Raw genomic sequence first — 13,437 nt, forward strand, 5'->3', positions numbered from 1 at the left:
TGGGAGTTGATAGCACAATGATTGGTATTATTTTTTATGCGTATGGAGCTCCAAAATCGATAGATGATTTGCCTGAATTTTTTGCCCACCTCATACATGGGAAAGAAGTAACCACAAAGATGATTGAGGACTTTGTAAAAAGATATCGTGCGTTTGGATCGAATGACCCATTAGGTGCACATACCGCGCGGATTGCTCAAGGTCTAGAAAAATTATTGAACAGCCCCTTAAAAGCAATCAAAGTATACAATGCCTACAAGCACACTTCTCCATTTTTAGAAGAGACACTCCAAAGAATGTTAGATGACCAAGTGGAGACAATTGTTACTTTTTCAGTTAACCCTATATTTTCACCAACTGGCGCCGGAGTGTACCAAAAAGAGGTAGAGGATATTCTTGCAAAATCAGGAGTTAATAAAGAACTTATTCATATAAAAAATTGGAACACGCATCCAGCTATTATTTCCGTGTATGGCGATCGAGTGAGACGTGCCTTTAGATGGCTTCCCACACATGTGCAAGAAAGTGCATTTGTATTATTTACGGTTCATAGCCAGCCGCTTAATCCTGAAGGAAATGAGAAATATATTGAACAATTTCAAGCAATGGCTCAGGCAGTTGCGAGTGAAGCAGGTATATCTAACTGGATGTTGTCTTATCGCAGTGCCAGTAATAAGGTCGGATGGCTTGGCCCAGATGTGAAGGATATCATTCGATCACTAGTAGAGCAGGGAGCTCGCGGATTCGTAACATGTGAGCTTTTATCTGTGGTGGCAGACATGGAGTCATATTTTGAAATCGGGAGAGATGCCCAACTTGTTAGTGAGGAGCTAAAGGTAGATTTTGTCCGTGCAGAGTTTCCAGGTGATTCATTTGATACCGTAAATGCATTAGGGGAGATAGTGAGGGAGCAACTAACTATGAAAATTAAGAGAATAAAAGATTAGTGATAATCTGGCGCTTTCCGTGTGGTGAGCGATAAGCCACTACCATCGCTTCCGTGCGTTAGTGTTGTCTTATCTGTCTCACTCATCTCCCTAAAATAGCCCTTTTTAAATCAATAAATCAATAAAACAAAAACCATTAAGGTAAAAGTAATAATGAAGAAGGATGTTCAAAGTTTATAATTGCTATTGGATTAATAGTAATTAATAAAATTTTTTATCAGTATATATTTCCAAAGTATCGTCCGATAAGACTTTCTGTTTATTGCGTTTGTTGTGATTTCTCCATCTACCACAAAATATTGAAATAAAGGTTTGTTGTTTTATTTGGCTAATCGGTTATAAATAAATAGCTAAATATAATAATTCATTTAACGCTAAAAAATATATTGACTATTTAAAGTTTTTTGATTATTCTTTAAAATATGTAAGTTGTATACAGTCTACAATTAAAACGGGAGGGGTAATGTTGTCGACAGGTATAAAAAAAAATCCGAATTTAAAGACCCAAGTTTATAACTACTTGAAAAATCAAATAATGACGGGAAAGTTAAGACCGGGTGAAAGATTAATAGAAGAGAAGATATCTAACGATTTAGAAGTTAGTAGGAGCCCAATTAGAGAATCAATTAGAATGCTTGAGAAAGATGGACTTCTGAAAGTAAAAAAAACAGGAGGAGTTACAGTAGTAAAACCCACTATGCAAGATTTTCAACATATGTATGAATGTCGCGTAGAAATGGAACCGCTTTCATCTTTTTATGCCGCGAAGAGAAGGTCATCAGAACAATTAGAGACGATAAGGGCTGCGTTGCTTAAAGGTAAAAATCTTGAAGCCGGTTCAACTAGTAAAGACGATGAGCTTTTGAATTTTCACGAGGCAATTGTTCAAGCTAGCAATAACCAATGGCTGATTAGTATGGTTTCTCACCTAAGAGGTATTAATGGTTTTTATAGAAAGTCCATAATAGAGGAAAATCCTTTTCATGTTGAACAAGCTTATATAGAACATCAAAAAATATTTCAAGCCATTGTAGATCAAGATAGCGAAGGTGCTCGTAAGTATATGAAAATCCATATTGAAAGCGATTACAATTTATTTATGGAATTATGTAGAAAAAAAGAGGTGAAATAATTGTCGTCAAAAAAACCGTTAGAAGGAATTAAAGTATTGGAATTAGGCAATTTAGTGGCTGCTCCATTTGCGGGGAAATTGTTTGCGGAGTTTGGTGCAGAAGTAATAAAAGTAGAAGAACCTAAAAATGGTGACCCTTTAAGAAGTTGGCGGGTGATGCACGAGGATACTTCCGTTTGGTGGTACGTACAATCAAGAAATAAAAAGTCGATTACCGTAAATTTGCGTGAGTCTGAAGGACAGGATATAGTTCGGGATCTTGTGGGCAAAGTGGATGTCGTTCTTGAGAACTTTAAACCAGGAACTCTAGAAAGATGGGGGTTAGGCTATGAAGACCTTAAAGAAATAAATAAATCAATTATTATGACGCGAATCTCTGGGTACGGTCAGACCGGACCGTATAAAGAAAAGGCTGGATTTGGAAGTGTTGCCGAAGCAATTGGAGGTTTGAGGTACTTAACTGGTTATCCAGATTTACCTCCAGTCAGAGTAGGGATAGCTTTAGGGGACTTGATAGCTGGATTATATGCTGTAATTGGTACTCTTATGTCGCTCAGAGCTAGGGATAATCACCCTTTAAAGAATGGGCAACTAGTTGATGTAGCTCTCTATGAGTCTGTTTTTAGTTTACTAGAGGGAATTTTACCAGAATACGATTTAACAGGCGTTGTTAGAGAGAGAACAGGTAGTACACTTCCGGGAATAGCACCTTCCAATACATACATGTGCAAAGATGGAAAGCACATAGTCATAGGGGGAAATGGGGACAAAATTTTTCAGAGATTAATGAAAGCTATTGGTAGAGAAGACATAGCAACCAACACTTTGTATTCAACTAATCAAGGACGCGCAGATAATGTAGAGTTTATTGATGGTGCTATTGAAGAATGGACAAGGCAGCTTCCATTAAAAGAAGTGCAACATATTCTCGATAATGCATCTGTTCCGGTAGGACCGATTTATGGAATCAAGGAGATTATTGAGGATGAGCAATACATTGCTCGCGATATGTTACAAAAAATTGAAATACAAAATGGCGCACAGGTTTTAATGCCTGGAATTGTACCCAAGCTCTCTGAAACTCCTGGGAAAATTGAGTGGAGTGGACCTAAACTAGGGGAGCATAACGAAGAAATTTATACTAAATTTTTAAATATGTCAGTGGAAGAGTTCAAAACATTTAAAGAAAAGGGAGTGATTTAATATGACCGATGTGAAAATTATTGACGTCAGTCCTCGTGATGGACTACAAAACGACTCTAAAATTATATCGGTTAAAGAAAAAGTTGAATTGATTAATAGATTACTAAAAGCAAGGGTTAGCTCTATTGAAATTACTTCATTTGTTCATCCTAAAAAAGTTCCCCAGATGGCGGATGCAGAATTGGTTGTCCAAGAATCAGCAAAATTAGGAAGTTTTGAAGCAATTGCATTGGTCCCGAACTATAAGGGATTTCAACGACTGAAAGAATTCAACCTCTCAGAAATAAACTGGGTCAGTTCAGCAACAGAGACATTTAATCAAAAAAATATTGGCTTCACGATTGAAGAGAGTTTGAAGCAATTTAAATTAATTAAACAGGAAGCTAAACAAGCGGGAATTAAGACTAATTTTTCAATTGCTGTTAGTTTTGGTTGTCCTTATGAAGGAGATGTGGATAAATCAAAAGTTGTTGAATTAGTGGAAAGAGTAAAGGAAATTGGTGTAGATCGGATTACTATTGCAGATACGATAGGTATTGCAACACCTAACCAGGTAAAAGCCCTAAGTGAGGAAGTCTTGGGTATTGTAGGTGATACAGCTGTAGCAATTCATTTACACGACACAAGGGGTCTTGGATTGGCAAACGCCTACAGTGCTTATGAAGCGGGTATTCGCATTTTTGAAACAGCGGTTTCTGGAATTGGTGGATGTCCCTTTGCCCCAGGCGCTGCAGGTAATTTAGCAACAGAAGATTTAGTTTACTTATTTCATCGAATGAACATTAGTACAGGCTTAGATTTAAATGAATTAATAAATGCAGCAGATTTTGCTGCAAATTTATCTTCGAAGAACCCTTTGGGACGTATTAGGCATATTGAGAGAAATATTATTAGGGAGGAAATAAAATGAAAAAACTGTGGAAAACTCTTTCTTTTATCACTATAGTAACTTTACTATTATCGGCATGTAGTTCTAGTGATGGAGAAACTAAGGCAGTCAGTTCAGATGTAAAAGGATTTGAAGAAACTACAATTCGCTTAGCCTATAATTTGCCTGCAGATCATCATGTGGCAATAGGTATTGAACAATTTGCAAAAGATGTTATGGAAAAATCAGGTGGTGCTATAAAAATGCAAGTATATCCATCTGGTCAGTTATTAACTGATAAAGAGATGAACCAGTCTATATTAACTGGTGGTGTAGAGATGGGAGTAAATTCTTCAACTCTTTGGGCAAGTACAGTACCTGTAATGGGAGTATTTGACGTGCCTTATGTCTTTAATGACTATGAAAAAACAGGAGAGGCTCTAAATGGTGAATTTGGGGACAAGCTTCGTACTGCTATGGAAGATAAAGGTGCAAAGGTGCTCATGTTTGCTGACTATGGATTTGCTCAATTTGCAAATAATAAACGTCCTTTAAAATCTCCAGAAGATTTTAAAGGGCTAAAAATTAGAAGCATAGGGGATATTCCTTCTGAAATGATAAAGGCTTATGGCGCTTCGCCGGTATTTATGGGTGGGGGAGAAGTGTACATGGCCTTACAACGTAACACAGTTGACGGAGCAACGTCTGGCACAACTGCCATGGTTCAAAGAAAATATGACGAGGTAACAAAATACTTAACTATTAACAATTACGCCTATCTTGAATTTATTCTAGCTGTTAATAAAAAGTTTTGGGACGACCTTCCTGTAGAAACGCAAAACTTACTAACTGAAACTGCTCAGGAAACTGAAAAATGGATCCGTGATAAAGCGAAATCTGAAGATGAAAAAACAGCTAAAGAACTTGAAGACAGAGGCATGGAGGTATATAAAGTTCCCGAAGAGGACTTAGAGGAATGGAAAGAAGCAGCTAAACCTGCTTGGGATGCATTTTTAAATAATACTGGTGAAGCAGGTAATGAACTTTTAGACTTGGTTCAATAAGGGGGGGAACTTATGAAAGCAATTTATGAACTCTCCGATAAGCTGATAAAAATAGGGGCATATACGGCAGGTTTGTTAATAGTGTTAACAACATTTATGACATTCTATGAAGTAATTTCTCGATGGTTATTTAACAGTCCTACCATTTGGGCAACTGAACTATCCACATATTCTATTATTGGAAGTTGTTTCTTGGCGAGCGCTTATGCAGTGAGAACTTATTCTCACATTACTGTAGACCTCTTGATTAATAATGTTAACGATAAGTTTAAGAAAGTACTTGCTTATCTATCAAATGCTATGGGCTTAGTATTTAGTATTATTTTTACGTATTATGGATTCCATCATGTGCTGAATACTTTTGAATTAGGGATTACCTCTTCCTCTTTATTAAGGATACCAATGTACCTGCCGGAGTTGTTTTTACCTGTGGGAGGCGCCTTGATGTGCATAGCCTTTATCTTGCAGATAATAGATGGTGATATTCACAGGGGAGGGGAACATATTTGAACATTTTCTTTATTGGTGGACTAGGAACATTTTTACTCTTGGGCTTACCTGTAGCATTTGCTCTTTCATTACTCGCTGTAGTGGGAATGTATATATTTAATGGTGGGACTTTTGCATTTATGCAAGTGCCAATTATCTCTTACAAAGCTCTCGATGATTTTTCCTTAACTGCTTTGCCTATGTATGTATTAATGAGTCAAGTTTTGCTAGTAAGTGGCGTAGGTAGAGACTTATATGAAATGGCCAGCAGATGGTTTCGTCACTTACCGGGAGGACTTGCAATTGCTACACTCTTTTGTTGTGCAATTTTTGCAGCTATATCAGGTTCGAGTGTTGCCACTGCAGTAACGGTAGGCTCGGTAGCTTTACCAGAGATGGTAAAGAGAGGATATAATAAGAGACACGTACTTGGTATGCTAGCTGCTGGTGGTACTCTGGGAATTTTAATACCACCCAGTGTTCCGATGATTATTTATGGCTCAGTAACTGGTGAGTCAATTGGTAAGCTGTTTATAGCTGGAATTGTCCCGGGTATAATACTAACTATATCTTTTATGATTTTTGCTTCATATCAAACACGTCATATCAAAGATAAACCAGCTACTTGGGCCGAAAGAATGGAAGGTACTAAAACTGCTATTTGGGGCTTGTTATTACCAGCAATTGTAATAGGGGGAATTTACACTGGTATTTTTACTCCTACGGAAGCTGCAGCAGTAGGTGTAATGGTTAGTTTTGCAATTTCGTTGTTTATCTATAAAAATCTAACGCTTGCAAATTTCAAAAAAATAATAATTGAAACTGTAAAAACTAATGCAATGATTCTATTTATCATTGTTGGAGCTATGTTACTTGGCTACATAATGACAATTTTAAATATTCCTCAAACCATTACAAATTATGCTACAAGCCAAGAGATTTCGCCATGGATTATATTTATATTAATCAACATAGTTTTGCTAATATTAGGTATGTTTTTGGAGACAATATCTATTTTGGTAATCACTTTGCCTATCTTATATCCAATAATAATGGCATTAGGATTTGACCCAATTTGGTTTGCTATTATTATGGTTATAAACATGGAGCTTGCTCTTATTTCTCCTCCAGTTGGTTTGAATTTATTTGTTTTAAAGGGAATAGATAGAACTAATAGGATAGATGAAATTGTTAAAGGGGTAATTCCATATGCAATAATTATGATTTTGTTAATAGTGGTGTTATCTGTTTTCCCGGAAATATCCACCTTTTTAATTAGTGATATAGAATAATATTTTTCTAAATTACAATGTAAATACAGGAGAGAAAGACAAAAAGTACTTCAGGTCCTTGAAGTTCTTTTTGTCTTCTTCCTATTCATATAAGGTACTGTCTAACTCCCCATCTTCCTGATATATAGAAAGAATTCCATTATGGTCATTGACGTAAGGCTTTGCCTTTTCAAGCAAAGCATCTTTTGTACCCTCAGAGAAAATAGCTCTTTCCCCATTTTCTTTTAGCAGTACCCAATCTTCCGAACGAGCCTTTACTTCATATTTTGGGCGGTCATTATCGTCTCCATTTACTGCCTTTCTTGCCTGGGCTGTTGCAATAGCTATTGCTCTTCCTTCATCAGTATCGTCTCTTAATAATGCATTCGCAATTTCAATTGCCTTTTCTCGAACATCCGGCTCAAGATTTTTCATTGAAGCTGGATAATCATTTTTACTCCACGGCATATCTATCGCCTCCTTGGCTAAGAAATTCCCCGAAATAAATCAAAATAAACATCCCGTGCTGAAATAGTAAATTATTTTCAGGGAAAATCTTATTATTCTTTTCTGGAAGATCTTCATTCGAGTATAATTATTTATATACTTTCCAATATTTGGAGTGATTTGAGTGGAGTTATTAATTATTAGACATGGAGAATCGGAAGCTGATCTGTTAGGTGTGCATGAAGGTAGAGCGAACTTTCCTTTAACTGAGTTAGGTATTGAACAAGCTAGTAAGATGGCTACATACGTGAAGGGTCATTTTCCACCAAACGTTATATTGTGTAGTCCTCTAAGCCGTGCAAAGAGCACTGCGACTATTCTACAAAGTAATATAGGCTGTGAGCTGTATGAGGAGTCTGACTTAATGGAGTTTAATAACGGAGTGCTCGCGGGTTTACCTCGAGGAGAAGCAGCTATAAAATACCCTCTACCTAAAGAAGGAAGACCAATTTATATACCAATTGAAGCTGGAGAATCCGAGTTAGCGTTTCGTTACAGAGCAGAATACATCCTTCACAAAATAATAGAAGAATACAAGGATTATCAAAGAGTAGCAATTGTGTCACACGGCGGCTTGATCTCTATCCTTATTAAGGCGTTTCTACAATTGCCAGTTAACAGTGACTATATTTTCCCTACGGGAGACACTGGAATTCATTTACTAACCATTGAAAAGGACAAGCGTATCATCAGGTTTTTAAATAGACTGGAGCATATAAATAACGAAGAAGAGGTGATTAAATGATTTTACATACATCCATTCAGGGGAGAGGTGAACCACTCTTATTTTTGCATACAGGCCTACAAACTGGAAATACAGATTTTCATTATCAGCAGGACTTTTTCAAAGATAGCTATCAAGTGTTTGCCCCAGATTTAAGGGGACATAGTCAGTCGCCTTCTGATGATATTGAAAACTTCTTTTTAGATTCCGCGAAGGATTTATTGGAAACCATCAATCATTATCAGCTGAAAAAGATTCATTTGGTTGGATGCTCACTGGGTGCAATTGTAGCTGTACAATTTGCTAGACTTTTTCCGGAGCGAATTCAAACACTCACTGTTTCAGGCATGATGCCAGTTAAACCGGACAACTGGCTGGATTTGCATATGCAGGATGTAAAAACTCAGGGACAGATTTTATGGAACAATGATTTTATAAACTATTTCAATGAGCTACATTCATCTGATTGGAGAAGGTTTATTCACTTGGGGAAAAAAGAGGATTGGTATCCTTTTGAAGATATGTTAGCTATGTATCACTTCGAGTTCCCGGTCCTATACATAGTTGGGGAAATAAATGTGCATGAAACTGTAGGGGCAACCATTTATCCGAAAGAAAACAAACATATTCACGTTGCTGTTATCCCCTTTGCAGGGCATTTAGTGCATGAAGATCAGCCTGCTATTTACACCGATATAGTAAAAACCTTTTTAGAGTGCTCCTACAGTTAAATTATTATTTTAAACAAGTTTTTTGGCTGGCAAGCATATGCTATCTATATATGCAATTTGGAAGGGGATCTTATGTATTTAAATGCGTTACATCCTTGGCCTCTCATTCGGACTATTTCCGTTAATGGGGAAGGCTCAATTACTGTACCACCGAATTATGCGTTGTTACAAATCGAAGTTACAACGGAAGGCAGCGAGGTGGAGGAAGCCCAGCAAAGAAATGCAGCAATTATGAATCAGGTCATTCAATCCATACTAGAGCTAGGTATACCAAGAGAAAATATACAAACAGCTGCATATAATATTTTTCCGCGTTACGATTTTGTAGATGGAAAACAGGTTTTCAGGGGATATGAAGTGACTAATGCCATTTCGGTAAAAATACCTGATGTAAGCATGGTAGGAAAAGTGATTGATACAGCAGTCAGAAATGGTGCAAATCGAATTTCTTCTCTTGAATTCAGATTAGAAAACGAAGATGCCTATTATCAAAGAGCTCTTAGTAAGGCTTTAATAAATGCACAATTAAAGTCAAATACAATAGCAGAAACAATGAGGCTTTCAGTTTCACCACAAGTTATAGAGGTAGTGGAAGAAAAAGAAGGAAGTCCGATCGTACCATATAGAGCGATGTTAATGGAATCATCTACAGGAGCAACCCCAATAGAACAAGGTGTAATTACGATAATAGCTAGAGTCACAGTTAAGTTTCAATACTAATAAATAATTAATATTGTGTATAAAAATACGTAATATCCATTTGCATAATACCTTTTTACAACTTATCATGTATATATAGGTAAGGAGGGTTCAGGATGGATGCAATTGATATTCTAACGAACTTAGATAACTTGCAAGCTTATTTTCAGCCTATTTTTAGTGCAGACGAGCATATTGTAGTCGCCTATGAGGTTTCTGGAAAATTACTGCATGATGAAAAGCTTATAAACTTAAACGCGTTTGCTTATGATGAAGAGGTACCAGAGGAGTATAGAGTTGAGGTCGAACAAAGAATTCTTCATATTGCTTTAGGGGAGCTTGTAGACCAGCCAAAAAACTTTGATATATATCTTCCGTGCAACGCCAATTTACTAGTGCTAGATTATGGCGAAGGTTTTTTTGATATTATAAAACAATATATCCCCGAGGAAGAGCTTTCCCGAATTGTTATAGTTATTTCCGAGCATAACTTTAAAGGGGATTTTCATCAGTTAAATAATATAGTACGTTACTTTAAAACCTATGGAATAAAAATAGCGATTAACCAATTAGGCTCAGAGAGTCATCTCGATTATATACAAATGCTAGCACCTAATATCCTTAAGGTAAATATAGAGCAGTTAAGCTATGAATCCTGGGGAGCACAGAATGACCTTTTTACATCACTTAGTTCATCGGCGCGTAAAATTGGAGCAAATATGCTTTTTGAGGGTATTGATACAGTTCACCAGCTTCAATTTGCCTGGAAAAATAGTGGCCGATACTATCAAGGGAAATATTTAGCTGAAGCAGGCACAGGGCTGATCCCACGAAATCAATTAAAGAAAAGCTTTAAGGATAGATGTCGTCAATTTATTGCAACAGAAAAACGGATATTAGAAGAGAATTACAAGGCATTGAAGGAATTACAAGTTAATCTAGAGAAAAAAGTTCAAGCTATTAAATCTTCTAGCGAGGAAGTAGAAGATTTATTGAAACTAGCTGAAGAGCTAAGTGAATACTCATTCCGTCTTTATATTTGTGACGAGGAAGGCTTCCAGACCTCGCCCAATATTGTTCGAATTGATTCGCATTGGGAGGTTGAAGAAGACGCCATTAACAAAAACTGGAGCTGGCGCCCATACTTTCTAAAAACAATTATTAAGATGAGAAATGATCAAAGTGGTGTGTTCTCTGATATTTATAGCGATATTCAAACAGGCGAAATGATAAGAACCTTCTCTGTACCAATCAACGAGAATGAATATATGTTTATTGATATTTCCTATGATTATTTATTTAAAAAGAATATCTTCAGATGAAGCCTACTAGTAGGTGAGGGTGCCTTACTATAACTAAAGAAAATCCATCTATCGAAATCTTACCTAAGGTTTCGATTTTTTGTGTATATTTATTGCCCAGATTAGAGCTATATTTTTCCGTTTCTTTCAAGGATATTAGGGAATAGTTACAATATGTCTGATTTTAAAAGGCGAATTATACATAAAAAGAAGGTGTTTTGACATGAATATACTTTGGGGAATTGGTGGAGTTATTGTTGTAATCGGGATTGCTTTTCTCCTTTCCAATGCTAAAAAGTCGATAAATTTACGAACCATACTGATTGGTTTAGTTATACAGATTGCATTTGCATTTATGGTATTGAAGTGGGATTTGGGACGCTGGGCATTACTAAAGCTTTCAGAAGGAGTTCAAAATTTAACTGGGTATGCCAATGAGGGGATATCTTTCTTATTTGGCTCATTGTCCGATGTGGATGAGTTTGGGAGCATCTTTGTTATACAGGTGTTAACTATCATCATTTTTTTCTCAGCTTTAATTTCAGTTTTGTATTACTTGGGCATCATGCAGTTCTTAATAAAGATTATTGGAGGAGGACTTTCCAAGCTTTTAGGAACTAGTAGGGCAGAGTCTGTATCTGCTGCAGCAAACATTTTTGTGGGACAAACAGAGGCTCCTCTAGTTGTTCGCCCCTTTATTGCAAAGATGACTAACTCAGAGCTTTTTGCTGTGATGACAGGCGGACTTGCATCGGTTTCAGGATCCATTTTAGTAGGATATTCTTTGTTAGGGGTGCCACTGGAATATTTGCTTGCCGCTAGCTTCATGGCTGCGCCAGCAGGTTTGATCATGGCTAAGCTAATGTTTCCTGAGACGGAGACTGTGGAAGACACCGATTTCAAGATGGAAAAAGATGATTCAAACGTCAATGTAATTGATGCTGCTGCAAGAGGTGCAGCAGACGGGATGAAGCTTGCAGTCAATGTAGGAGCTATGTTATTGGCATTCATCGCCTTAATTGCTCTTTTGAATGGTTTAATTGGAGGGATTGGAGGACTCTTTGGCTATGGTGAGATAACGATAGAAGGGATATTAGGCTTTATATTCTCTCCATTGGCTTTTGTAATTGGAGTACCTTGGTCAGAAGCAGTGGCGGCTGGATCCTTCATTGGTCAAAAGCTAGTTTTGAATGAATTTGTTGCTTATAAAGCTTTTACCGATGATATGGGGAACCTTTCTGCTAAAACCAATCTTGTCGTAAGTTTTGCTCTATGTGGCTTTGCAAATTTAAGCTCAATGGCAATATTGTTAGGTGGATTAGGTTCCCTAGCTCCAAACCGGAGACCAGACATTGCAAGATTAGGGTTTAAGGCAGTTATTGCAGGAGCGCTTGCATCATTACTTAGTGCTGCAATAGCAGGAATGTTTTTATAAACAGTGATCTTTGACATAACAAAACCGTTCTACAAAAAATAAAAATTATTTGTCGAATAATGAATTTACTACAACCTCCTATGGAACTAGCCATAGGAGGTTTTCTTTTTGGGATATACAATAGTAGCGCTATAGAGACTTTTGGTTTCAACATTTTCGTACATTTTCAAACACTTAACGACAAATTATTAGGAATAAAGTCGCATAAAATTCATTGACAAAGTTATTGTTTGTAAAGTAATATTCAACAAAAGCTTACTTGTAAACGCTTAACTAAAAGGGGGTATCCATATTGGATCCTATATTAGAGATAAAAAATGTCTCTTTACAATTTGGAGGGGTAAAGGCACTAGAAGATGTCAGCTACCATATTAACAAAGGAGAGATTTTTTCGTTAATAGGTCCAAATGGAGCTGGAAAAACTAGTATGCTGAATTGTATTAGTGGTCTCTATCAACCGACTGGTGGCTCCATTTTGTATAAAGGTCATGAAATCATAAATATGAAACCCTATAATCGCACAGCTTTAGGGATTGCTCGTGCATTCCAAAATATAGCGTTATTTGCCCATATGTCTGTGCTAGACAACCTAAAGCTTGGAAGACATACATTGATGAATTCCGGACCGATTAGCGGAGGAATGTATGTTGGAAAGGCTGCAAAAGAAGAAATTGCGCACAGACAGAAGGTAGAAGAAGTAATTGAATTTTTAGAGCTTCAAGATATCCGTCATACTCCTGTCGGTACGCTGCCTTACGGTTTACAGAAGAGAGTCGAGGTGGGAAGGGCGCTTGCTTTAAACCCTGAACTTATCTTATTGGATGAACCAATGGCTGGGATGAACAAAGCGGAAAAAGATGAAATGTCACATTTTATAGTAGAGATGCATGAGACGATGAATATGACGGTAGTCTTGATCGAGCACGACTTAGGGGTTGTTATGAATTTATCGGAACATATAGCTGTATTAGATTTTGGTAGACTTATTGGTTTTGGAACCCCAGCAGAAATTCAAGAAAATCCAGCTGTTATAAAGGCCTATATTGGGGAAGAAGCCGTTATTTAG

The 13,437-nt window shown here is 36.9% G+C and carries 14 protein-coding genes; 13 read left to right on the plus strand and 1 reads right to left on the minus strand.

The window, feature by feature from the left end; genetic code table 11:
* Positions 1-17 precede the first annotated feature (17 nt).
* From hemH to MKY09_RS01640, 7 genes are all read left to right on the plus strand, one after another.
* The gene (gene hemH, locus MKY09_RS01610; RefSeq protein ID WP_342567413.1) at positions 18-947 is read left to right on the plus strand and encodes a ferrochelatase; all 930 of its coding nucleotides are present in this window, start codon (positions 18-20) and stop codon (positions 945-947) included.
* 463 nt (positions 948-1,410) lie between these two features.
* Complete coding sequence (locus tag MKY09_RS01615; RefSeq protein ID WP_342567414.1) at positions 1,411-2,079, plus strand: GntR family transcriptional regulator; 669 nt, start codon at positions 1,411-1,413, stop codon at positions 2,077-2,079.
* Positions 2,080-3,282 (plus strand): CoA transferase, encoded by a 1,203-nt coding sequence (locus tag MKY09_RS01620; RefSeq protein WP_342567415.1) that lies wholly within the window; start codon positions 2,080-2,082, stop codon positions 3,280-3,282.
* A gap of 1 nt (position 3,283) precedes the next feature.
* Positions 3,284-4,192, plus strand: coding sequence for a hydroxymethylglutaryl-CoA lyase (locus MKY09_RS01625; protein WP_298472180.1), 909 nt, complete (start codon positions 3,284-3,286; stop codon positions 4,190-4,192).
* On the plus strand, positions 4,189-5,214 hold the full coding sequence (locus tag MKY09_RS01630) for a DctP family TRAP transporter solute-binding subunit (protein ID WP_298472182.1): 1,026 nt from the start codon (positions 4,189-4,191) through the stop codon (positions 5,212-5,214). The genes MKY09_RS01625 and MKY09_RS01630 overlap by 4 nt, the downstream gene beginning before the upstream one ends.
* Before the next feature lie 12 nt (positions 5,215-5,226).
* Positions 5,227-5,724, plus strand: coding sequence for a TRAP transporter small permease (locus tag MKY09_RS01635; protein ID WP_298472185.1), 498 nt, complete (start codon positions 5,227-5,229; stop codon positions 5,722-5,724).
* Entirely contained in the window at positions 5,721-6,995 is a 1,275-nt protein-coding gene (locus MKY09_RS01640) for a TRAP transporter large permease (RefSeq protein WP_298472187.1), read from the plus strand. Before MKY09_RS01635 ends, MKY09_RS01640 begins: the two co-directional genes overlap by 4 nt.
* A gap of 81 nt (positions 6,996-7,076) precedes the next feature.
* Here MKY09_RS01640 and MKY09_RS01645 read toward each other — a convergent pair whose 3' ends face one another.
* Positions 7,077-7,442 carry a hypothetical protein gene (locus MKY09_RS01645; RefSeq protein ID WP_298472189.1) on the minus strand — a complete coding sequence of 122 codons (366 nt, stop codon included), beginning with the start codon at positions 7,440-7,442 and terminating at the stop codon, positions 7,077-7,079.
* Between the two features lie 163 nt (positions 7,443-7,605).
* On the opposite strand from MKY09_RS01645, the gene MKY09_RS01650 reads away from it, so the two are divergent.
* From MKY09_RS01650 to MKY09_RS01675, 6 genes are all read left to right on the plus strand, one after another.
* Positions 7,606-8,226: a histidine phosphatase family protein gene (locus MKY09_RS01650; protein WP_342567416.1), complete on the plus strand. Its 621-nt coding sequence runs from the start codon at positions 7,606-7,608 to the stop codon at positions 8,224-8,226.
* Positions 8,223-8,936: an alpha/beta hydrolase gene (locus tag MKY09_RS01655; protein ID WP_342567417.1), complete on the plus strand. Its 714-nt coding sequence runs from the start codon at positions 8,223-8,225 to the stop codon at positions 8,934-8,936. The genes MKY09_RS01650 and MKY09_RS01655 overlap by 4 nt, the downstream gene beginning before the upstream one ends.
* Positions 8,937-9,008: 72 nt before the next feature.
* Entirely contained in the window at positions 9,009-9,656 is a 648-nt protein-coding gene (locus MKY09_RS01660) for an SIMPL domain-containing protein (protein ID WP_298472195.1), read from the plus strand.
* A 95-nt stretch (positions 9,657-9,751) separates the two neighbouring features.
* On the plus strand, positions 9,752-10,957 hold the full coding sequence (locus tag MKY09_RS01665; RefSeq protein WP_169360043.1) for an EAL-associated domain-containing protein: 1,206 nt from the start codon (positions 9,752-9,754) through the stop codon (positions 10,955-10,957).
* 202 nt (positions 10,958-11,159) lie between these two features.
* Entirely contained in the window at positions 11,160-12,371 is a 1,212-nt protein-coding gene (locus tag MKY09_RS01670) for a NupC/NupG family nucleoside CNT transporter (protein ID WP_342567418.1), read from the plus strand.
* Between the two features lie 292 nt (positions 12,372-12,663).
* A complete protein-coding gene (locus MKY09_RS01675) occupies positions 12,664-13,437 on the plus strand; it encodes an ABC transporter ATP-binding protein (protein ID WP_298472201.1) in 774 nt (257 codons plus the stop codon).

Source organism: Psychrobacillus sp. FSL K6-4046, assembly GCF_038624605.1.
Lineage (GTDB): Bacteria > Bacillota > Bacilli > Bacillales_A > Planococcaceae > Psychrobacillus.